Raw genomic sequence first — 20,477 nt, forward strand, 5'->3', positions numbered from 1 at the left:
CACCGGACGGAACCGTGGCGGCGCGGGACATACCCCGTCATGAGCGAGAACACGACCACTCCCCGCGAGATCGCCGCGCGCCTGTCCTGGGGGAACGACTGCCTGGTGATCCCTCGCGACTTGTCGCTCGGACGGATCGCCCGCAACACCCTCAGCGTCTCCAGCGCCAAGAGCATCGAGTCCTGCCCCGCCCGGTGGGCCGCCGAGAAGCTGTTCGACACCTCCGCGCTGTTCGACCCCTCCACCGTCGGCAACGGCGGGCACGACGTGCTCGAGCGCCTGTTCCAGCTCCCCGGCGAAGAACGCACCGAGGTGAAGGCCGGCGAGATCCTGGTGGGCGTCGCCGACGACTATGAGCAGGGCACCGATCCCCGCTACCTCTTCCCCGAGCTCGCAGACCCTTCCGTGCGCGTGCGCTGGACCGCGGCCGTGTGGGCCGGCATCGCCACCCTCTGGCAGATCGAGGACCCCTCGGCCGTCGACGTGTGGGCCACCGAATTCGAGGTCAAGGACGTCTCCCTCTCGGGAGTGCCGTTCGGCGGGTTCATCGACCGCATCGACCGGGTGCGCGCGAAGACCGGGACGGTGTCCCTGCGGATGGTCGACTACAAGACCGGGAGGGCGATTTCGCAGGAGGACAAGAAGTTCTACGGCGACGCCCACGGCGACCAGCTGCGCCTCTACGCATCGGCCGTCGAGCAGATGCTGCGGGACCTGCCCGCTGATCACCCGGACCACGGTCTGAAGGTCACCGAGGCGCTGGACTACTACACCAAGCACGGGAAGTCCTCGAAGGTCGCGCTCAGCGCCCCCTACCGCCGCAAGACCCTCGCCGCGCACGTGGAGGCATGGGGCGAGCACGCGAAGATCACCCAGTCCGGCCGCTACCCGACCAAGGCCTCCGCGCTGTGCACGTTCTGCCCGCTGGTGCGCCAGTGCCCCGGGCGCTCCGAGAACGTGAACTGGGCTCGTGTGAAGCCGTCGGCGCTGACCCTCGGGGAGGCTCCGATCATGGGGCCCGTCTCCGAGTACCGGCCGCAGCCGATCATCTTCGGCGATGGCTGGGACACGATGCTCCGCGCGCCCGAGATCGACATGGAGGACTGGTTCGCCGCGGATCTCGCCGACCTCGCGCAGAGGTGCGAGCCCGCCGCATGGCAGGCCCCCGCACTCGAGGCGCCGCCCGGATCCCAGTTCCCGGTGCAGCAGTCCGCACCGCCGATGCTCGCCCTGCCGCAGATGAACCCGTTCCTGCGCATCGGGGAGGACGTGTTCGCCGCCGAGCTCGACCCGTTCAGCGCCGACTTCGAGGAGTCGCTGCGCGCGCTCGCCTGGCCGGACCAGGCGCCGCACGGCGAGAGCCCCACCGGTCTGTGAGCCGCCCGTCCAGGACATCACCCAGTAGCAGTGCGCATGGTCCCTCACGGGGGCGTCTGCACGCATCCACCCGCTTCCGCATCACCCCAGGAGGACCACCATGACGCAGGACCAGAGCCAGGCGACGTCGCCGACCGGCCTGTTCGAGGGACGCCCGACGGACACCGACCCGATGAACGTCGCGTCCTACGCGCACCTGTCCGCGAACCACATCGTGAACATCGCCCTGCGCCAGATCCGCGACTCCGGGGTGCCCGCGCGCGACCAGTCCCAGGCGCTGGTGCGATCGGTCTCGAGCGTCATCTGGAACGTGGTGACCACCGTCCAGGAGCAGATGCTGGGCTTCCGCCACCTCCAGGCCGCGACGTCCCGCAACCTGCTCTACTCGCTCGGCGTCCTGATCTCCGACCATCCGATGCCCGTGACGCAGCGCGACGAGCGGGGCGTGCCGGTCCGCTTCTCCACCGCGGAGGAGATCACGCAGTGGGGGCTGGAGACGATCGCGCGCCTGGGAACGGTGGTGGCGATCTCCATCGACCTGGCCCAGAAGGGCGGAAACCTCTCCTCCGCGCACGACTTCCGCGGCGACCCGCTGAGCACCGCCCCACAGACCGGCCAGGGCCCGGCTCCGACCCAGGAGAGCGGCCCCGCGCCGGCTCCCTTCCAGCAGCCGACCTTCCAGCAGGCTCCTGCCGTCTCGGCTGCGACGTTCGGCATGGGCACGGCGGGGATCCCGAACCCGGCCGCCGACCCGCTCGCCACCGGCGTCTACTCGCCGAGCGCTGCGCAGGCACCCGCCGCCCAGGGCTTCGACGTGCCCGGCGACGGATGGATCGGCGGACAGGAGTTCGACGCCGGCTGGGACTACACCGGCTGACCCGCAAGAGCTCGCCTGCGCGGTCTCAACGCCGCCTGGCCGGGACACATCCCCGCAGAACCGCATCCGCACTTCCGCACATCACAGCTTCAGGAGCACCCCATGAGCGACCCTCAGAACGATCCGCTCGGCGCGATCATCATCGCCGCCGCCACCGCCGCCGGTCCCATCTCCTCCCACACGGACGCCTCCGCCTGGCAGAGCGACTTCACTCAGGCCGCGACGGCGATCGTGAATGTCGCCCTGTCGCCGAAGTCGCCGCTGAAGGCGCTTCTGTCCCAGGTCGACACGGCCCGCACCGTCGACTGCACCATCGTCTCCGTCGTCCCGGAGCAGTCCTCAAACCGCGCGCTGATCACCTACACCCCGGAGATCGCCTCGAAGTACGCGAAGGCCGGCGAGACCACCGAGACGATCCGCACCGACCGCGTGGACGACCCGGCCGCGCTGCAGCTCGCCCATGACCTGTTCCCGCACGCTGGGACCGGCACCAAGATCCGCCTGTCCGTGATCAACAAGGACAAGTCGGAGAAGCAGGAGAAGGGCTTCCGCACCCTCATCGGCTTCACGGTCATCGGCCAGGCCGCCCAGAGCTGAACCCGCGGCGCCGGAGACCATGCCTCCGGCGCCGCCTCTCCCCGCCCCGCCGCATCCGCGCGGCAGTGCCCGCCCAGAGAAGGAAGACCCCGCCCCATGGCCGCCGACAGCGCCCGAGAGACCCTCGACTCCGCCCGCACCAGCATCCTCGAGACCCTCCTGGTCGTCGATGCGCGCTGGGACCCCGACGTGGAGAGCGCAGCCCTCAAGCGCGGACAGTCCTCGTGCACATCCTTCGTCTCCATGATCGGCGGCGCGATCGGGATCCTCGACATCGTCGCGCGCGCCCGGGACGAGGTCCTCGAGCAGCGTCTGCGCCGCGTCGTCGCCGAGCAGTCCGAAGAGATTCCGGAGGATGCGTGGCGCGGCTTCGTCCTGCTGCACTCCTTCCTGCTCACCGACAGCCTCGGCACCTCCGCCACCCTCACCCGCTCGGCCATGGACGCCGTGAGCGCCGCCGTCCACGAGATCGGGGAGCTCGCCCGTGACTGCGGGCTCTCCGACGCGCAGATGCTCGCGGTACTGCGGGACGTTGTCATCTCGGCGACGAGCGGCCACAGCCCTGGCGGGGAGCCCAGGATCTGCTACCCGCGGGTGGAGGTCCTGCTCGACGTGCTGCGCGGTGAGGCCGAGAAGACCTGCCCGCGCCCGGAGTAGCGCCGGGAGTGGCCGGCCGCTCCGCCCTCCAACCTCGAGCCCAGTGGAGTCGGCGCTGAGCAGAGCCCAAGGTGCGCATGGTCCAAGTCAGCGGGAGCACACAGCTCCCATCCCGACTAGGCCAGGAGCATCACGATGGACGAGAACGAGTGGGGCATCCCCGCCAAGGACCAGGAGACCAGCACCGCAGACTCCGCTTCCGCCGAGCGGGCCGCTGAGCACTCCGACGCGCACGACGGCGCCACCTCCGAGAACCCGTGGAGCGAGACCGCTCGTGACGAGCGCGCAGACGATCCCGACGACGAGACCGAAGAGGGCGACGAGGACGCCTCCGACGAGTCCTCGCCCTCCGCCGGCAAGCGCACGAAGCGCACCTCCGCTCGCACCGGCGGCGCTCTCACCCTCGGACAGGCCCGCCGCGCGCTGCGCACCGTCGAGACGCTCCGCACCGCCCCCGACAAGGCCATCGGACTCGCCGTCGCCCTGTCCGGCACCCGCGTCGGCGTCGAGGACAGCCCCCGCGAGCGTCTCGCGACCCAGATCCTGACCGGCCGCGCCCAGGCCGGCACTGCGCTGCGCGACGTGCGCGAGATCGCGGAGGCTGACGCGATGGAGGCCGGCGTGGTCGCCGGACTCATGGGCCGCCAGCGCCTGCGCCCCGTCTGGGACCTGCTGCACCTTGCCGGCTGCGACATCCCCGCGGAGCCCCCGGCCGCCGACTCGAAGCTCGCCATCACCGTCGCCCGGGAGGCTCACAGCCTCACCGAGGACACGACCGAGCTGATCGAGGACGCCGTGCGGATCCTCGAGGGCTGAGCGATGGCCCGGTGCGCATCGTGGCGGCCCCGCCAGAAGTGCCGCCGGCACTCCTCGCCGGGACTCCCCGTCACCTGCCAGGACTGCTGGCGCCCGTGCTTCCGCAAGACCGAGCCCGGGCATCGCCGGTGCGAGGAATGTGAGCAGTCGATCGCCCAGCTTCCCGGCGCGGACGTGAAGCTGGCTCTCCTCGCGGAAGGCGATATCAGCCCCGATGTCCTGGACTACCTCGCCAGCGACTCCGACCCCCTGGTCGCCCTTGAAGTAGCGCAGATGCAGGACCACCAGCACGACGCAGCGACCGCCCCGGCGGGACGCGCGCACCACCACCACTAGGAGAGCGCCGACCATGGCGAAGAAGGCACCGAAGAAGCCCGCAGGCACCGACCTGTGGGGCGAGGACCACCTCCTCGAGGCCCCGCGCACGGACCTCGAGAACCGCCGGCGCATCGGCCGCAGGGCACGCATCGCCCGAGTGGGCGTGTGGACGGCGCTGATCGTCGCCCCGCTCAGCGTCCTGACGAACGTCGGCATGATCGGGACCCTCCTGAACGCCGGCGGCGGAGACGACACCGTGCAGGCCCAGACCGTCGAGCTCCAGGGCAACCCGGGCCAGGGCGAGGCTCAGCTCGCCGTCCAGGAGTGGATCGCAGCGCAGGTCGACGAGGGCGGCATCCCCGGCGCATCCCTGATCGGCTGGTCGTCCTCCGCGTCGATCCCGGCGATGACCGACGAGACCACCGAAGCCTACGGGCACACCTTCGCCGTCGCCACCGACTCCATGGGCGTCCTGGAGGTCACGCAGGTCGTCTTCCGCGACCGAGCCAGCGGCGCCGTGACCGCCTCCACCGAGGAGCCCTCCATCGCGTTCACCGACAAGGACCTGACGGTCGCGGCGCCGGCGGAGACCTGGGCCGGATACGGGGCGCCCAGCTCCGACAAGGGCGTCCAGTCCAGCGTCGATGCGTGGGCCGCCTCCCTCACCTCCGGCTCCTCCGACAATGTGCGCGTCTCCGTGCGCGACGGCAACGCCGATCACCTGTACCCCGTTCTCGACGGCGTGCAGTCCGTGAAGACCGAGATCATCTCCATCGGCCAGAAGCCGACGACCCGCGAGATGTCCGACAAGGACGTGCAGGAGATCCGCTCCCAGGCCATCGCCCGCGTCCGCGTGAGCGTCGTCTGGGACGAGGACGACAGCGTCCAGCAGTCACCTGCAGCGCCCACCGCCGGCGCGGCCTCTGACGGGGGCGGCGAGGACCCCGCGGCGCCCGCACCGGCCGATGCGCCCGCCCTCGGGTCTGCCGATGCCAAGGGCACCACGTTCGTCATGGACCTGCGCCTGACCGGCATGGACAGCGGCGCCCCCGTCGTCACCGCGTGGGGCCCCACCGGCTCCGGGCCCGCCCTCACCGACTTCCAGAACGCCTACACGGAAAGCAGCTCGAACTGATGGCACTCGCAAGCACCCTCGGCTTCGGCCCCACGCAGGGCTTCGACTCCAAGGTCCCCCTGGACCCCACGCAGATCGCCGCGCGCTTCGACGACGGCCGCGTCCTCGGCATCGACAACTCCGTCTGGCTGATCCGCAAGGTGCCGCTGCGCCCCTACGCCGACGCCCGCTCGCTCGTGGAGCAGCTAATGGCCGCCGAGCCGATCATGCAGGCGTGGCAGGAGCTCTCCGGCCTCGCCTACTCGATCGGCACGCCGCGCCGCTTCACCTCCAAGGGCACCTACCGCGAGGTCCAGCACCTCCTGGTCAACGTCCCCACCCTCTTCGAGCCCGATCCCGCGAGCCCGCTGGCGATCAAGCACCGTCGCGACTACGGCAACCATGTCGTCGACGAGCGGGTGCTCCTGTTCGCCGTGAAGCTGCGCCCCAGCGTCACCAAGTCCGGGCTCGCCGCGGCCGTCGACTCGGTCGTGGAGACCTTCGCCTACGGCGGCACCCCCATGTCCGACTTCGACCATGACGCCAAGGAGATCGGGTCCCTGCTCTCCCGCGCCGGCATGACGATGCCCAGCTCCACGGAGATCCGCCTCGCGGACTCCTGGTGGTCCGAGAAGCGCCGCAGCGACTCGCACTTCGCCCAGCACCCCGACCACCTCCACGTGTTCGCCTCCGCCGCCTCCACGCTCAAAGCGCGCGAGCAGGCGGAGCGCCCGTGCTCGGAATGGCCCGACATCGAAGGCCACAACGTCATCTCCATCGCGTCGATCGCCGACTTCGACCTGAAGTTCGTGGAGTCCCGCAAGGAGTTCACCCAGTGGGCGTCCGACGCCGTCCGCCAGGGAGCGCTCGCGATCAGCATCCGCGGCCTCATCGAGCCGGCCAAGGTCTCCGCCGAGGAGATGCGCCGCCAGTACAGCCGCGTCAAGGGCGACATCGAGGAGCGCTACAAGAACAACAAGCTCTCCAAGAAGCAGCAGGAGGACCTCCTGGACCTCCTGCGCGACGTCTCCCGCGCCTACGAGGGCGGCGGCATGCCCACCCTCACCGGCGCCTCCATCCTCATCGCCTTCAACGGCATGCGCGACGAGACGAAGCTGATGCGGTACTCCTGCGCGACCCCGCGCCTCATGGAGAACCGCCAGTACCCCGGCCTGCTCGAGATGCAGCTCGCCTCCTCCGTGCGCGCGAACCCGAACCGCCAGGAGCTGCCGTCCTCCGTGGTTGCCGGGTCAGGAATCGTGTCGCTGAACCGCGTGGGCGATCGGTCGGGGGCGCTCCTCGGCTTCGACGAGCGCGACGATCAGCCGTCGTTCTTCGACCCCAGCGCGGCGTCTACCGCAGACGGTCTCCCTATCGCCGTGATCCTCGGTGCAACGGGGTCGGGCAAGTCGGCTTGCGTAAACACGCAGGTCAGAACGCCTTTCGGGACCGTCCGACTGGGTGATCTCAAGGTCGGAGACCAGGTTCTCGGACGCGATGGACGGCCCTGCAATGTCCTCTCGATCCACGAGCAGCCGACCCCCGAGAAGGCGTACCGCCTCACCCTGTCCGACGGGCAGACGATCAAGGCCGACTCGAACCACCAGTGGGTCGTCTCCTCGCGCACCGACCGCACGTCGATGCGGCGGCCGAAGCACATGCTCGCCCTCCAGCGAGCCGAGGAGTCCCGCGCTCTCGCCGGGCGACTTCACGCGAAGGCGATGGAGATCCCGGTCGACACATGGATGACGTATCACGAGCTCTCCGAGGTGCTCTCCACGATCCCCGGGGTTCGCTTCATGGACCGCCCGGCCATCATCGCTGCGCTCGACATGATGGACACGCCCCGCAAGCTCGCGAAGCGCGCGATCGAGTCCCCCTTCTCGATGGACGAGATGGTGAAGTCCGACCCGGTGAACGTGTGGCCGGCCCGAGAATCCGTCCAGCGCCTGCATGAGATGTGGACGAAGTCCTCCAGCAGCTCCCGGTGGGCCGAGGGATCCGCCATCCGCGCGAAGGCGTCCCTCGCAGTGCTCGAGTCCCTCGGAGGCGACGAACGGTGGACTGTCCGGCAGATCGCTGAGGCGATCGACGGAGTCGACCCTGCGGCTGGAGTCTCCGTCGGGGTCGGTCGCATCACCAGCCTGAACGGGAGCCTTCGCAGGTTCGGCCTGACGCCCACCAAGGAGTTCCGCGAGGTGACCGTCCCGGTCGCGAAGGCGAGACGTCTGGCCGAGAAGAGCATGCACATCGTCCCCGCGCGCCGCGCGCTCGTGGACATCGCGAACCGCACGCTCCAGCAGATCACCGTGGACGACGCGCCGTACATCGAGCGCGTCATGTCCACAGGGGAGATTCTCGCCGAGGGCGTCATCACCAGCACTGGGCACGCCAACTGGTCGATCCACCTCGCCGAGCCCCTGGATCTTCCCGAGGCCGATCTGCCCGTCGCGCCGTACACGCTCGGCGCGTGGCTCGGCGACGGCAGCACCGCGAGCGACGGCCTCACCGGGATCGACCCGGAGATCTGGGCCGAGATCGTGGCTGACGGATACGAGATGTGGCACCACCCGACCATCCGCAAGCACCATCGGATCGTCGGCCTGACTGGTCGTCTGCGCGAGGCCGGCTTCTCTGTCCGCTCCGGCCAGGACGACAAGCACATCCCCGTGGCCTACCTGCGCGCGTCCTACGAGCAGCGTCTCGCGGTGCTCCAGGGCCTCATGGACACCGATGGCACGATCTCCAAGGCTGGCTCCTGCGAGCTGTCGCTGAGCCATGAGCGGCTGGCGACCGATGCCCTCGAGCTGATCCGCAGCCTCGGGATCAAGGCGTCCGTCAGCGTGGGCGAAGGCTCCTACCGTCTGCGCAACGCGGAGACCGGGGAGCTCGGCGAGAAGGTCGTCTGCAAGGACCGCCACCGGATCAAGTTCACCACCGCCCAGCCGGTGTTCCGCCTGCCCCGCAAGCGCTCCCTGCTGCCGACGGAGCTGCGCGAGACGCAGCAGTGGCTCTACATCGAGTCGATCGAGCCGATCGAGCCGGAGCCGATGCGGTGCATCACCGTGGACTCCCCGGACTCGACGTACCTGATCGAGGGCTTCGTGCCGACGCACAACACCATGGTCGGCCTGAACCTCATGGACCAGTTCCAGGCGATGGGATCTCCCGGCGTGTTCATCGACCCGAAGAACCACACCGAGGGAGAAGGCCACGGCCCTGTCATCCGCGCGATGGGCGGCCAGGTCGCGTCGCTGGACGACCTCATGTCCTCCGACGGCGTCTTCGATCCGGTGCGCTTCATGCCGACGACGGACTCGGCGATCGAGATGGGCACCAGCCTGCTGCTGAGCATCAACCCGTGGGGCCAGGACAAGGACCGGCACGAGGTGGCGCTGGCGAAGGCGCTGCGCCACGGCATCGAGGTGCGCAAGGCGACCTGTCTCGGCGAGGCGCTGAAGTTCGCTTACGAGGACGGCATCCTCGAGGGGAACGAGGAGGTCTACACGAAGTGCGAGGACCTCGCGTCGCTGCCGCAGTTCGGTGCGCTCTACGGCCGCGACCCGAAGGGCAAGGCCCTGAACGTGAACGACGGCATCACCCTCATCGAGGTCGGCTCGACCTACCTGCCGATCCCGGAGCCGGGGTCTCAGGCCACCGACATCACCCAGCGCATCGCCATGGCACTGATCCGCATGATGGTGTTCGGCTCGGCGAACGCGCTGACCGGCCGCAACGGTGTCGTGGCGCTGGATGAGGCGTGGGTGTTCCTCAGCGCCGGCCGCGAGGAGATGAACCGCCTGGGCCGTCTCGCGCGCTCCCAGCGGGTGCTCCCGATCCTCATGACCCAGCGCGTCACCGACGCCCTGGACGCGGGCCTGGAGGGCTACATCTCCCGCGGCATCATCCTGCACATCTCTGATGCGGCCGAGGCGCGCGCCGCGTGCCAGCTGTTCGGGGTGGAGCCGACGGAGGCGAGGATCGGCCGCATCCGCGCGTCCCACAAGCTCGGCGGCGAGGACTACCTGGACGACTCGGTGTCGGCCGGCCACAACACGAACTCGCTGAAGGCGCTCGTGGAGGAGATCCCCGACCCGGACTTCCCGGGCCTCATGCGCCGTGTCGTCGTGCGCGGATCGGTGGGTTTCTACGCCGACCTGAACCAGCGCTTCATCCCCGTGACGATGACGCTGCCGGAGGAGTTCCTGCTGCTGGCCTCCACGAACCCGCTGGACATGGCGCGCCGCGAGCGCGTGCTGGCCGACCGCGCGCGGGAGCGGGCGAGGTCCCGGCGTCGCGCGAGCCTGCACATGCAGACGCAGGACGAGGTCGACGATCTGTTCACCGGCGGCATCGGCGCGGGCGCCGCGGGCGAGGCGGAGCCTGAGCTGTCGCCGTTCGAGATGCGCCGCGAGCAGGTCTCGGCGTTCACCGACCGCTCGGCGGACGTGGAGCTCGACGGCACCCCCGCGCAGCCTGCGCCGGCCGCACCGGCCGTGTCCGCACCTGCCGCTGTTCACGCCGGCATGGACGTGGACGACCTGTTCGGGTGAGTTTGCAGCACCCCTGATCGCACAGACGGTCAGCGAAGGGGCGCCCCGCATCGAGCGTGCCGGGCGCCCCTTGCTCCGCGGACCGGTCTGAGCCGCTGCCCTGCGGAACATAGCAGGGGGTGACGACTACAAGCACTCGCCCCCGCCCCGCGCCTGAACTGAGCGCCTCGGACCTCCAGGCGGCCTTCCCCGACCTGGAGCCTCTCGGCATCTCCCACATCATCGCCGCGCCCAGCCGCATCGGCCGGGAAGAGACCGACGAGGCGGGAAGCAAGATCGCCCTCGCCCTGCGGCAGGGTCGCATCTCGGATGCTCAGGCGCGGGAGATGGTGAACGTCCTGGTCGAGTCGACCCTGTGCGTGAACACCTCCCTGAACAGGACCTACCGCGGGATCCTGGAACGACATCCGCTCGAGATCCCCGCCCGCGTGCGCGAGCGCATCAAGCGGAAGGTGTCGGACCCGAAGTTCTTCGACATCGCCCGCATCGAGAACGAGTCGCTGGCGACGTGGGTCAGCGCGATGGCGCGCATGGTCTGCTACGACGTGCTGCGGTCCATGAAGACCAGCGGCGAGCTCAACACCGTCTCGATCTACCCCGACGCGAGCCACCCCGGGCTGGGTGACGGCGGGGGAGGGAAGAGCCCGCTCGAGCGCAAGGACTTCGACGCCTGGAACGAGACCCGCTCCGAGCAGGAGGATCTCGAGCAGCGCATCGACCTCCTCCACCAGGCCGAGGACGAGTCCCTCACCGAGGACGGATCGAAGCCCCGCAGGATCACCCCCACCGCGCGGCTCCACATCATGGGCGAGTACCTGCGCCGCATGGGCTCGCGGCCGCCGGTGATCATCCCCTTCGTGTGGGAGGAGCGCGACGAGGTCCACCGCCTGCTCCTGGCGGACCCGTCCCTCGCCCGCCGATCACTGCTGGATCCGTCGGCATCCGACATCCCGGTGGCACTGGCTGCGATGTGGGACAACTACAGCGCGGACGACCGCTACGAGCTCGCCGCCGCAGCGGATCGCGCCGGCGGCGCCGAGGCAGGGGCTCGGCTCGATCACGCCTACCTGATCGCGCTCAGCGCCGTCTCCCCGTTCCCGCGTCCCCACCACATGCGCGTCTTCACCGCGTTCCGGGAGCGCGTGCGCGATCTGCACAGCTCGACCGCCTGGAGGAAGGCCTCCCGCCAGGTCGCCAACGCCTGGATCGGCGTGTTCGTCGACCTCGAGACCGTGCAGGACCGCGCGGTGGAGAAGACCAAGCTCGCCCGCCTGGAAGCCGCCGAAGAGGGCCGCGCCCTGTGGGACCAGATGGTCCAGGGCCGCCTCACCGAACCGGTCTCGCAGATCGCCCGGACGCCTGCGGATCTCGTGGACGTCCTCAGCCGCCTGTGGCACCTCGCCCAGACCGAGGACGCCACCGCACCGGCCAGCTCGTTCCCCGGCCACGTGGGGCGCTCGTGACGCCCGCGCTCGAGGCCGACCTCGCCCTGCCCGCCACCTCCGCTCCCGCCGCTGGGCGCTCCCGCCCGGCCTGCCCCTCCGATCACAAGGACCTCTCATGACCGACTCCGACCCTCGCCTCGCCCCCGACTCCGACCCTCGCCTCGCCCCCGACTTCGCCCTGCGCGGCGCGACGATCTCCGGCCTCGCCTTCGGCCAGTCGGAGGAGGATCCCGAGACCGGGGAGCTGTTCCCGCATCCGCTGTACGCCGACCGCGGCTCCATCGAGCTCCTGCTGGCCGAAGGCGAGAAGCTCCCGCCGCTGCCGCTCGGCGGCTCGTGGACCGTGACCCTGCACGACGAGACCGCGGACGTAGCGCCCGCCTCGGCCCACGCCTACGGATACGGCCAGGAGCCCCTGGACCGCATCGGCCCCGCGCGCACCCCGAGCGGCGCCGAGTTCGTCGTCTCCGACCAGGTGATCCGCATGGCCTGGCGCTACGGCTTCGGCCGCCGCACCTACGCCCACAACGACGCGGTGCGCATGGCTTCCGCCGCCTGGGAGCGCCTGCCGGCCGACTTCCAGTGGGAGATCCGCGACGCGGTCACCGGATGGCTGGCCGAGAACCGCACCGGCCACAACGTCCTCGGGAGCCTCGAGTACGAGACGGCCGAGCTGGCGCTGCGCATCGGGGCGGCGCTCCCGGGTGCCTCCGCCGTAGGGGCCTCCGCATGAGCACGACCCTCGCTCACGCACCCGAGCTCGACCTCGCCTCGCCCCTGCCGCCCGTCCCGGCGCAGCGCACCGCCGAGGACCGTTCGCGCACCGTGTTCCGCCTCGGGGAGCTGTTCTCCGGCCCCGGCGGCATCGGCATGGGCGCGAACCTCGCCTCCATCGCCGACCCCGCCTACGGGATCGTGCACCAGTGGTCCAACGACTTCGACGCCGACACCTGCCGCACCTACGCCCGCAACGTCATGGGCGACGTGGACTCCCCGGACGTGATCTGCGGCGACATCCGCACACTCGACTTCGAGCACCTGGCGGGCAGGGGCGACATCGACGGCCTCGCCTTCGGCTTCCCCTGCAACGACTTCTCCCAGATCGGGGAGCGGCGCGGGTTCGACGGCACGTTCGGGCCGCTCTACACCTACGGGGTGAAGGCTCTGCGCATGTTCCGGCCGGCGTTCTTCCTCGCCGAGAACGTCGGGGGACTGGCCTCGAACAAGGAGGGCGACGCCTTCGCGCGGATCCTCGAGGACATGCGGGCGGTCGGATACCGGCTCACCCCGCACCTCTACAAGTTCGAGCGCTACGGGGTGCCGCAGGCTCGCCACCGGATCATCATCATCGGCATCCGCGAGGACCTGGACGTGCGCTTCGAAGTGCCCTCTCCGGCCCCGTACGAACACGCCGACGTCTCCGCGCGCACGGCGCTCGCGGACATCCCCGAGTGGGCCGCCCACCAGGAGCCCACCCGCCAGTCGGCCACCGTCATCGAGCGTCTGAACCTGATCCGGCCCGGCCAGAACGTGTTCACCGCGGACCTGCCCGAGCGCCTCCAGTACCGCACGCGCACGCAGATTTCCCAGCTGTACCGGCGACTGCATCCCGACGAGCCCTCCTACACGGTGATCGGCGCCGGCGGGGGAGGGACCCACGTCTACCACTGGGAGGAGCCGCGCGCCCTGACGAACCGCGAACGGGCCCGGCTGCAGACGTTCCCCGACGACTTCACCTTCGAGGGCGGCAAGGGGTCCGTGCGCAAGCAGATCGGCATGGCCGTCCCCGTCGCCGGCGCCCGCGTCATCTTCGAGGCGATCCTGCGGACCTTCGCGGGCGAGCCGTACGAGACGGTCCGGCCGTCGTTCCCGAGGGTGGGGTGAGCGGCGTGGAGAGCACGAAGACCACGACTGGGTTGCGAGGCGCCGCCCGCCGCATCGCATCGCATGCCAACAGACTGTGGGAGGGGTTCGAGTGGGCCGATGCCACCCTCGGCGCGATCCTGCTGTCGCCGATCTTCATCGCGGTCGAGCTGTGGGACAGGAGGCAGGTGAAGAGGAAGCGAGACTCCGACCCGCTGGACCCTCGGGAGACCCCTTATGAGCCTGGATCGCTGGACGATTCCGAGACCACGACCGGAGGCACCTGATGACCGACCACCGCACGATCCGCGCGCTCGCGACCGTCCGCTGCGCCGCCGAGCGCGCCTGGAAGGGCCCGGACGACCGCGAGCGAGCCCGCCGCTGGATCGGCCTGACGCTGGCGGTCCTCGATCCGTGGGCCGCGATGGCGGATGCGAAAGACGCGATCCGGCGCTTGGCGCGCAGACGCCGCGCCATACCTGACGCCCCGGTGTTCACCAAGGCGGAGCAGGAGTAGGCCCCTCGACTTGAGCGCGCCGCCCCGTCGTCGCCGACGATCGTCACTGGGCAGCTCCCCGCGCGCGTACCCCCCGAGGTGAAGGGCATCTGGGCCCTCGCTCACCCGAGGGGGCATGCCGGTGGCGAACGCGAACCTGCATAGCGCGAAGCGCGCGAAGAACGACGAGTTCTACACGCGACTCGAGGACATCGAGGCGGAGGTCCGGCACTACCACGACCCTGTGATCCCCGGTGCCGGCGCTCCGAAGCGGAACCCCTTCCGCGGCAAGGTCGTGTACCTGAACTGCGACGACCCGCAGTGGTCCAACTTCTGGGCGTTCTTCGCGCTCAAGTTCGACGAGCTCGGGATCGCGGAGCTCATCGCCACGCACTACGAGCCGGACGGATCCCCGAGCTATGCGATGTTCCTCGAGCGCGACTCCGCTGGCGCCGTGATCGACCACGGACGCGACGAGCGGAACATCCGCCGCGGCCGCATCGAGCCCCTCGAGGGCGACGGCGACTTCCGATCCCCGGAGTGCGTCGCGCTGCTGGAGCGCTCGGACATCGTCGTCACCAACCCGCCGTTCAGCCTTTTCCGCGAGTACATCGCCCAGCTCATGGAGCACGAGAAGAAGTTCCTGGTCTTGGGGAACGTGAACGCGATCACCTACAAGGAGATCTTCCCGCTGGTCAAGGCCAACCTGCTGTGGCTCGGGCCGAGCATCAGCTCCGGGGATCGCCCGTTCCGCGTCCCCGACGAGTATCCGCTGGAAGCCTCCGGATGCTGGGTGGACGAGAAGGGGGCCAAGTGGATCCGAGTCAAGGGGGTCCGCTGGTTCACGAACCTCGACCACAAGAAGCGCCACGAGGAGATCGACCTGGTGAAGCGCTACCGCGGCAACGAGCATCTCTACCCGGCCTACGACAACTACGACGCGATCGAAGTGTCGAAGGTCAAGGACATCCCCTACGACTACGACGGCGTCATGGGCGTCCCGATCACGTTCCTCGACAAGTTCAGCCCGGATCAGTTCGAGATTATGGGAATCTCTGAGCAGAACGTGAATGGCGGCAGCGGTTCGCTCTGGACATCGAGGGAGACCAGGCACCCCCTGGTTGCAGGGAGCCGCTCCTACGCCCGCGTTTTCATCGAGCCGAAGGGCGCCTGACAATGATCATCACCCCCACCACCTACTCGATCGCCGCGGTCGTCTCGGGCTTCCAGGACGATGCGGAGCGCGGGGTCCGCGGGCTCGACGGAGGCTTGGACATCAGGCCCGCCTACCAGCGCGAGTTCGTCTACGACCAGAAGCAGCAGACCGCCGTCATCGACACGGTCATGCGGTCCCTGCCGCTGAACACGATGTACTGGGTCCGCTCGATCGACGCGGACACGGGCGAGGAGCGATTCGAGGTGCTCGACGGACAGCAGCGCACCATCTCGATCTGCCGCTTCGTCACCGGCGGCTTCTCCATCGCGGACCGTCACGGCGCGATCGCCACGTTCGCGGGACTGCCGGCCGATGTGCAGAAGAAGATCCTCGACTACGAGCTGCAGGTGTACGTGTGCGAGGGCTCCGACTCGGAGCGCCTGGAGTGGTTCCGCACGATCAACGTCGCCGGCGAGAAGCTCACCGAGCAGGAGCTGCGCAACGCCAACTACCCCGGGCGCTGGCTGTCCGATGCGAAGCGGTTCTTCTCCCGACCCGGCGGGCCCGCCGACGACATCTCGAGCGGCCTGGTGCGCGCTTCCGCGATCCGCCAGGAGCTCCTGGAGAAGGCGCTCGCCTGGATCTCCGCGAACCAGGGCCTCGGCGACCTCACCGAGTACATGGCCCTGCACGCCGGCGACGCGAACGCCAGCGAGCTGAAGACCTACTGGCGCACGCTCACCGAGTGGGTCGACCAGTACTTCCTGCCCGCATCGGGCCTGCGCGACAAGCCGATGCTCGGGGTCGACTGGGGCCGGCTCTACAACGAGCACGGCGGCCGCCGCGACCTCGACCAGGACCAGATCCGCGCGGAGGTCGCGCGCCTCATGGCCGACGGCGAGGTGCAGAAGAAGTCCGGCATCTACGAGTACGTGCTGCGCGGCTCCGGGCTCGATGCGCAGTCCCTGCGGCTCCTGTCCCTGCGGGCGTTCTCCGAGTCCGACAAGGCGACGATGTACGCCGCGCAGGACGGGCGCTGCGCCGCGCCGCAGTGGACCGGCCATGACCCCGACGAGCACTTCGAGCGCGCGGGAATGCACGCCGACCACGTCATCCCGTGGTCGAAGGGCGGTCGCACCGAGCTGCCGAACGGGCAGATGCTCTGCGCGGCCTGCAACCTCGAGAAGAAGGACAAGGTCGGGTACTGATGAGCATTCCTAACAGAACGGATTCCATGAAGAAGAACCTGAAGGATGCATGGGGATCCGTCGTCATGAAGGCGGAGGAATCCGCGGATGAAGTCAAGGTTTCAATGCGAGACAGCAGGATATTGACGGGGATAATCATCCTGGACGGTCCAAACTGGATGATCCTCGGGGAGGAAAACTGCGCGATCCACGTGCTCAACCGAGCATGCATCGCATCTGTTCAAGTCCAGAAGGCAAGCAAGCGGAAGCTGAAGGGGTCCTGAACCTGCTTCTCGCTTCACCAACGCCCCGCCGTCTCACCCGAGCCGGCGGGGCGTCCCCGTCCAGGCTCACTCCGAGGCTCGCCATCGCCGCAGGACAGCACGCACCGCGCGATCCTCCGCCCCGGCCGTCGCGAGCAGCTAGACTCGCTGCGCGGACGATGATCGTGCCCTGCCCACCTGGCGAGCGCCCCGTCTGCACCCCAGACAGCATCGTCCAAGGGCCTCCTGGTCTCCGAGGCGGATGACGACAGGAGACCGCCGTGGCGCTCAGGAGCGACTACCACTACTCGAACGAGGGCGACGGCCAGGCCGACTTCTTCCGCGAGTTCAACATCGACCCCGAGGTCGCCCTGGTGCTCAACACCGATGGGGTGTGGCGGGGCAATCTGCTGGAGTTCAAGGTCGCGATCTCGGACGTGAACCGGGTGCTGTTCCAGGCGATCAAGTACCTCGCGAAGCTGCGCGTCAACGGCCGCAACGTCCCCGCGAACATCCTCCTGATCGACCTGAACGCCCAGCGGATCTACGTCTTCGACTCGGCCGACTACTTCGCCGAGATCCACCAGCCCTACACGACCGCCGCCAGCCGCTCGAACGAGGGCTTCCGCGCGCGCTCCGAGCCGCTGGTCATCGAGGACTTCTTCAAGTCCGGCGCCGGCAAGGTCTCCGCGCTGCTGCGGGAGAACGGCTTCATCGAGATCGAGGTCACCGAGGACTGCGTGGTCGCGTGGGCTGAGCGCTACTACCGGGAGGTGCCGGGCTCGAACAAGGAGAGCTTCCTGGCGAACGACCCGCGCAAGGGGGCCTTGGGCGAGCTGAAGCAGCCGACGCACTTCAAGGGCCTGATCCGGCCCTATGCGGGCGACGACTACGAGGCCTTCGCGCACATCCTGGACCGCCTCAACGACAAGCTGAAGAAGATCGAGCTCGGGGCGTTCTACACGCCGCGTCCGTACGTGCTGAAGTCGCACGAGCTCCTGCGCGAGGCGATCGCGCGCGTCCCGGCCGGCAACGACTACGTGATCATCGACCGCTGCGCCGGCACCGGGAACCTCGAGGAGGGCCTGACCGAGGACGAGCTCAGCCACGTCATCGTCAACACCTTCGAGCAGTTCGAGTACCTCGAGCTCGTGCGCGAGTACGGCGACCGGGTCCGCGCGGTCATCCCGCCCACCTACAAGGCCGGCGAGCCTCGCCTCGGCGTCCTCCTGAACGGCGATGCCCTGTCCGACCGCTTCGTCCTCGGCGTCGAAGCGCCGGACGGCACCCGTATCCCGAACGCCATCCAGCAGTACGTGGACGACCCGACGTGCACGATCATCCTGTTCGAGAACCCGCCGTACGCCGACACCTCGGGGATGGAGGCCCAGGTCTCCTCGCGCCGCACCGGCGGACGTGAGTCGTTCGGGTGGAAGTCCTCCTTCGTCCGGAAGGAGATGGATTCCCTGCTGCCGGCTTCGGCGAATGGAAGCATCCCATCCAAGGAGCTGGCGAACGTCTTCATCTGGTCGGCTTTCCACTACTACCTCCGCCAGCCGACGGATTCCTACATCGTCTTCTCGCCCGCCAAGTACTTCAATCAGCACCATCTCGTCACGAAGAAGTTCCTGCGCGGATTCCTGTTCAACCGCCGGCACTTCCACGCCACGAAGGACGCCGGGATCACCGTGGTCCACTGGTCGAACGAGGAAGACCCGGCGAGGGAGTCCTTCGAGCTGGAGATGTTCGACATCGACAAGACGGGGTCTCTGGTCCCCGGCGCCGTCAAGGCCGGATGGCAGGAGGCCGGGAACGTCGACGCATCCGGCCCTGTGCCCACGGTCGCACTGCACAAGGTGCACCGGCGGCTCTCCACCCTCTTCGATCGCGGACGGGTGGGCGACGAGGAGCGTGGCATCGCATGCACGTTCAACGGCCAGGAGACCGATCGCAAGCCTCTGATCACACTCCTGACGAGCCCCGACATCATCGGGTTCCTGGTGGCGGAGAAGATGTCGTTCGACAACGCCGACCTCGCCACGATCCTGACCCGGGTGGGCGTCTACAACGGCACGGGCGGCTTCTACCTGCGCCGCAGCAACTACCTCTCGAAGCTCCCGCTGTTCGCGGTCGGCCGGTATCCGTCGGAGGGTCGGTTCTGGATCCGCGGAGTGGTGAACCGGTGCGCCGACAACGGCGACAACTTCAGCCACGACCGCGAGTTCTTGAAGGCCTGCCTGATCTTCACGGCGCTGGCCTACCACAACAAGTGCAGGTCGTTCCTCGGCTCCGACGGACGCACCTACCTCAACGAGCTGTGCTTCGACGCGGGCACGCAGGCGAGCAAGGACCTCCAGGCGTTCACCCTCACCGCGGCCGAGACCGAGCTCCTGGATCAGTGGGGGAAGGTCCTCGAGCTCGCGAGGCGGACCGCGAACTACGATCCGGAGAAGACCTACGGCACCTTCCAGATCGAGAGCGAGCTGAACACGTCGCAGTCGGTGCTGGTAGGCCGCAAGGTCACCAAGGTCTTCGACTACCCGGTGCTGAACGGCGAACTGCGGACGCTCCGGGCCATGACGATGGCCTATCACGCAGACAGCGTCGCGCCGAAGCTCTGGCAGTACGGGCTGCTGAAGTAGAGACCGCCCATTCCGCTGCGACAGACAATCGTTCTGACACACTTTCTCCTTTCCGCTTGAAAACCGCCCGGATTGGGTGCATTCTTCTAGTGGAACGCCGACGCGCCCCGTACGGGTCGCTGCGTCCCGTGCGCACGGCCGGCGGAGAGGAGAAGCCCGTGGACATCGACGCGCGCTTTGTCGAGCTCGCCAGGGCAGAGGGCGACCCCGTCGGCGGGACGGACCTGCCGGGCGACGTGCCGAGCCTCCTGCCGCGCCGGCCCACGCCCGCGAGCGTGCAGGCCCGCATGGGCGAGGCCTACCTCGACGTGTCGCAGGCCGCCTACGAGCACGGCTTCTCCAGCACTTGCCTGGCCGTGTCCCTCGCGGCGTGGGAGCGCCTTGTGCAGGGGTGCAGCGCCGACATGGACGACATGGGCCGCAACCTCGCCGCTCTCGTTCACAGCGCGCGCTCGGCGGCCGTGGAGGCGATGGTCGACGGCGGCGCCCAGCCGTTCACCGCGTGGGCCCCGGAGGCGCCGGGCTCGCGCAGGGCCGTCCTCACCGATCTCGAAGCGCGGTTCTTCGGTCCCGGGCTCGAGGACGGGTGCGAAGATCCTCTGGTGCTCGTGGACCTCGCGCACGCCTGAGCGGCGGCACGGCGGCGGATCTCGCACGCCAAGCGGTCGCTGAGCCCCGAACGCGGGACATAGGGGAGTCAGAAGCCGCGGCGACCGTGCGGCCCCGAGGACAGGAGAGCCCCGATGGCGCACGACAGAACCCCAGACGCCCAGGTTCTGCGGCGCGTGGTGATCGAGAGCCCGTTCGCCGCCACTGCCGAGCACACGGTCGATGACCACGTCCAGTACGCGCGTCGCTGCGTGCGCGACACCCTGCATCGCGGGGAAGCGCCGATCGCTTCGCACCTCCTGCACACCCAGCCCGGCATCCTCGACGACGACATCCTCGAAGAGCGGGCGCTCGGCATGGAGGCCGGCTGGGCGTGGATCGCGGCCGCCGACGCCGTGATCGTCTACGAGGACATGGGCATCAGCCCCGGCATGCAGCGCGGCATCGAACGCGCCGAGCGCGCGGGCGTGCCGGTGGAGCGCAGGCGGATCCGCTGAGCAGACAGAC

General features: G+C 69.2%; 19 protein-coding genes. All 19 read left to right on the plus strand.

Annotated features, from left to right (window positions below):
• Window positions 1-39 precede the first annotated feature (39 nt).
• The 19 genes from Bequi_RS09760 to Bequi_RS09850 all read left to right on the plus strand — a co-directional run bounded on the left by Bequi_RS09760 (window position 40) and on the right by Bequi_RS09850 (window position 20,467).
• Complete coding sequence (locus tag Bequi_RS09760; RefSeq protein WP_249737744.1) at window positions 40-1,377, plus strand: RecB family exonuclease; 1,338 nt, start codon at window positions 40-42, stop codon at window positions 1,375-1,377.
• A gap of 100 nt (window positions 1,378-1,477) precedes the next feature.
• Window positions 1,478-2,254, plus strand: a complete 777-nt coding sequence (locus tag Bequi_RS09765; RefSeq protein WP_249737745.1) for a hypothetical protein — start codon at window positions 1,478-1,480, stop codon at window positions 2,252-2,254.
• 102 nt (window positions 2,255-2,356) lie between these two features.
• Entirely contained in the window at window positions 2,357-2,851 is a 495-nt protein-coding gene (locus Bequi_RS09770) for a hypothetical protein (RefSeq protein ID WP_249737746.1), read from the plus strand.
• 96 nt (window positions 2,852-2,947) lie between these two features.
• Window positions 2,948-3,508, plus strand: coding sequence for a hypothetical protein (locus tag Bequi_RS09775; protein WP_249737747.1), 561 nt, complete (start codon window positions 2,948-2,950; stop codon window positions 3,506-3,508).
• 135 nt (window positions 3,509-3,643) lie between these two features.
• Window positions 3,644-4,324 (plus strand): hypothetical protein, encoded by a 681-nt coding sequence (locus tag Bequi_RS09780; protein ID WP_249737748.1) that lies wholly within the window; start codon window positions 3,644-3,646, stop codon window positions 4,322-4,324.
• 174 nt (window positions 4,325-4,498) lie between these two features.
• On the plus strand, window positions 4,499-4,660 hold the full coding sequence (locus tag Bequi_RS09785) for a hypothetical protein (RefSeq protein WP_249737749.1): 162 nt from the start codon (window positions 4,499-4,501) through the stop codon (window positions 4,658-4,660).
• Window positions 4,661-4,673: 13 nt separating this feature from the next.
• Window positions 4,674-5,777: a hypothetical protein gene (locus Bequi_RS09790; RefSeq protein WP_249737750.1), complete on the plus strand. Its 1,104-nt coding sequence runs from the start codon at window positions 4,674-4,676 to the stop codon at window positions 5,775-5,777.
• On the plus strand, window positions 5,777-10,309 hold the full coding sequence (locus Bequi_RS09795; RefSeq protein ID WP_249737751.1) for an ATP-binding protein: 4,533 nt from the start codon (window positions 5,777-5,779) through the stop codon (window positions 10,307-10,309). Before Bequi_RS09790 ends, Bequi_RS09795 begins: the two co-directional genes overlap by 1 nt.
• A gap of 119 nt (window positions 10,310-10,428) precedes the next feature.
• Window positions 10,429-11,772, plus strand: a complete 1,344-nt coding sequence (locus tag Bequi_RS09800) for a hypothetical protein (protein ID WP_249737752.1) — start codon at window positions 10,429-10,431, stop codon at window positions 11,770-11,772.
• 97 nt (window positions 11,773-11,869) lie between these two features.
• A complete protein-coding gene (locus tag Bequi_RS09805; RefSeq protein WP_249737753.1) occupies window positions 11,870-12,487 on the plus strand; it encodes a hypothetical protein in 618 nt (205 codons plus the stop codon).
• Window positions 12,484-13,638 (plus strand): DNA cytosine methyltransferase, encoded by a 1,155-nt coding sequence (locus tag Bequi_RS09810; protein ID WP_249737754.1) that lies wholly within the window; start codon window positions 12,484-12,486, stop codon window positions 13,636-13,638. The genes Bequi_RS09805 and Bequi_RS09810 overlap by 4 nt, the downstream gene beginning before the upstream one ends.
• 5 nt (window positions 13,639-13,643) lie before the next feature.
• Window positions 13,644-13,904, plus strand: a complete 261-nt coding sequence (locus tag Bequi_RS09815; RefSeq protein ID WP_249737755.1) for a hypothetical protein — start codon at window positions 13,644-13,646, stop codon at window positions 13,902-13,904.
• On the plus strand, window positions 13,904-14,134 hold the full coding sequence (locus Bequi_RS09820; RefSeq protein ID WP_249737756.1) for a hypothetical protein: 231 nt from the start codon (window positions 13,904-13,906) through the stop codon (window positions 14,132-14,134). The genes Bequi_RS09815 and Bequi_RS09820 overlap by 1 nt, the downstream gene beginning before the upstream one ends.
• A 115-nt stretch (window positions 14,135-14,249) precedes the next feature.
• A complete protein-coding gene (locus tag Bequi_RS09825) occupies window positions 14,250-15,287 on the plus strand; it encodes an adenine-specific methyltransferase EcoRI family protein (protein ID WP_249737757.1) in 1,038 nt (345 codons plus the stop codon).
• 2 nt (window positions 15,288-15,289) lie between these two features.
• Window positions 15,290-16,477, plus strand: coding sequence for a GmrSD restriction endonuclease domain-containing protein (locus Bequi_RS09830; RefSeq protein ID WP_249737758.1), 1,188 nt, complete (start codon window positions 15,290-15,292; stop codon window positions 16,475-16,477).
• Window positions 16,478-16,503: 26 nt separating this feature from the next.
• The gene (locus Bequi_RS09835; RefSeq protein ID WP_249737759.1) at window positions 16,504-16,740 is read left to right on the plus strand and encodes a hypothetical protein; all 237 of its coding nucleotides are present in this window, start codon (window positions 16,504-16,506) and stop codon (window positions 16,738-16,740) included.
• 260 nt (window positions 16,741-17,000) lie between these two features.
• Entirely contained in the window at window positions 17,001-19,361 is a 2,361-nt protein-coding gene (locus Bequi_RS09840) for a hypothetical protein (protein ID WP_249737760.1), read from the plus strand.
• An 89-nt stretch (window positions 19,362-19,450) separates the two neighbouring features.
• The gene (locus tag Bequi_RS09845) at window positions 19,451-19,990 is read left to right on the plus strand and encodes a hypothetical protein (protein ID WP_249737761.1); all 540 of its coding nucleotides are present in this window, start codon (window positions 19,451-19,453) and stop codon (window positions 19,988-19,990) included.
• Window positions 19,991-20,104: 114 nt separating this feature from the next.
• Entirely contained in the window at window positions 20,105-20,467 is a 363-nt protein-coding gene (locus Bequi_RS09850; protein WP_249737762.1) for a DUF7768 domain-containing protein, read from the plus strand.
• Window positions 20,468-20,477 lie beyond the last annotated feature (10 nt).

The sequence above is a fragment of the Brachybacterium equifaecis genome (assembly GCF_023509525.1).
Taxonomy (GTDB): Bacteria; Actinomycetota; Actinomycetes; order Actinomycetales; family Dermabacteraceae; genus Brachybacterium; species Brachybacterium equifaecis.

Excerpts from the sequence above, each read along its gene's own strand:
- Bequi_RS09760 (WP_249737744.1), top strand. The coding sequence starts at position 40 with ATGAGCGAGAACACGACCACTCCCCGCGAGATCGCCGCGCGCCTGTCC.
- Bequi_RS09765 (WP_249737745.1), top strand. The coding sequence starts at position 1,478 with ATGACGCAGGACCAGAGCCAGGCGACGTCGCCGACCGGCCTGTTCGAG.
- Bequi_RS09770 (WP_249737746.1), top strand. The coding sequence starts at position 2,357 with ATGAGCGACCCTCAGAACGATCCGCTCGGCGCGATCATCATCGCCGCC.
- Bequi_RS09775 (WP_249737747.1), top strand. The coding sequence starts at position 2,948 with ATGGCCGCCGACAGCGCCCGAGAGACCCTCGACTCCGCCCGCACCAGC.
- Bequi_RS09780 (WP_249737748.1), top strand. The coding sequence starts at position 3,644 with ATGGACGAGAACGAGTGGGGCATCCCCGCCAAGGACCAGGAGACCAGC.
- Bequi_RS09790 (WP_249737750.1), top strand. The coding sequence starts at position 4,674 with ATGGCGAAGAAGGCACCGAAGAAGCCCGCAGGCACCGACCTGTGGGGC.
- Bequi_RS09795 (WP_249737751.1), top strand. The coding sequence starts at position 5,777 with ATGGCACTCGCAAGCACCCTCGGCTTCGGCCCCACGCAGGGCTTCGAC.
- Bequi_RS09805 (WP_249737753.1), top strand. The coding sequence starts at position 11,870 with ATGACCGACTCCGACCCTCGCCTCGCCCCCGACTCCGACCCTCGCCTC.
- Bequi_RS09810 (WP_249737754.1), top strand. The coding sequence starts at position 12,484 with ATGAGCACGACCCTCGCTCACGCACCCGAGCTCGACCTCGCCTCGCCC.
- Bequi_RS09820 (WP_249737756.1), top strand. The coding sequence starts at position 13,904 with ATGACCGACCACCGCACGATCCGCGCGCTCGCGACCGTCCGCTGCGCC.
- Bequi_RS09825 (WP_249737757.1), top strand. The coding sequence starts at position 14,250 with ATGCCGGTGGCGAACGCGAACCTGCATAGCGCGAAGCGCGCGAAGAAC.
- Bequi_RS09830 (WP_249737758.1), top strand. The coding sequence starts at position 15,290 with ATGATCATCACCCCCACCACCTACTCGATCGCCGCGGTCGTCTCGGGC.
- Bequi_RS09835 (WP_249737759.1), top strand. The coding sequence starts at position 16,504 with ATGAAGAAGAACCTGAAGGATGCATGGGGATCCGTCGTCATGAAGGCG.
- Bequi_RS09850 (WP_249737762.1), top strand. The coding sequence starts at position 20,105 with ATGGCGCACGACAGAACCCCAGACGCCCAGGTTCTGCGGCGCGTGGTG.